Source organism: Exiguobacterium sp. SH4S7 (assembly GCF_004336795.1).
Classification (GTDB): Bacteria; Bacillota; Bacilli; order Exiguobacteriales; family Exiguobacteriaceae; genus Exiguobacterium; species Exiguobacterium aurantiacum_A.
Map to the genome: position 1 here is coordinate 1 of NZ_SJUT01000024.1, position 467 is coordinate 467.

The 467-nt window shown below is 51.4% G+C and carries 2 tRNA genes and 1 rRNA gene; all 3 read left to right on the forward strand.

Annotated elements, in window-relative coordinates:
* Positions 1–82 (forward strand): 16S ribosomal RNA (locus tag EVJ29_RS15300); the annotation flags it as partial.
* A 76-nt stretch (positions 83–158) separates the two neighbouring features.
* A tRNA-Ile gene (locus tag EVJ29_RS15305) sits at positions 159–235 on the forward strand.
* Between the two features lie 23 nt (positions 236–258).
* Positions 259–331 (forward strand) — tRNA-Ala (locus tag EVJ29_RS15310).
* The last annotated feature ends 136 nt before the right edge of the window (positions 332–467 follow it).

Here is a 467-nt window from a genome sequence, read left to right on the forward strand (position 1 = left end):
GCCGCCGAAGGTGGGACAGATGATTGGGGTGAAGTCGTAACAAGGTAGCCGTATCGGAAGGTGCGGCTGGATCACCTCCTTTCTAAGGAAAATGCCCATGTGGCATTGCCCATCGTTCAGTTTTGAGAGACCAAATCTCTCGACAAATCAAATTATGAGGGCCTATAGCTCAGCTGGTTAGAGCGCACGCCTGATAAGCGTGAGGTCGGTGGTTCGAGTCCACTTAGGCCCACCATTTTTTTGAGAATTCCCTTATATGGGGCCTTAGCTCAGCTGGGAGAGCGCCTGCCTTGCACGCAGGAGGTCAGCGGTTCGATCCCGCTAGGCTCCACTTTGTTCCTTGAAAACTGAAGATTCATCAAGACATCAAACCAAGAAAAATATGCATGGTCCGTTCGGACCGTGTGTCTTAGAAACGCTAGATCAAGGTAGAAAGGGCGTACGGTGGATGCCTTGGCACTAGGAGC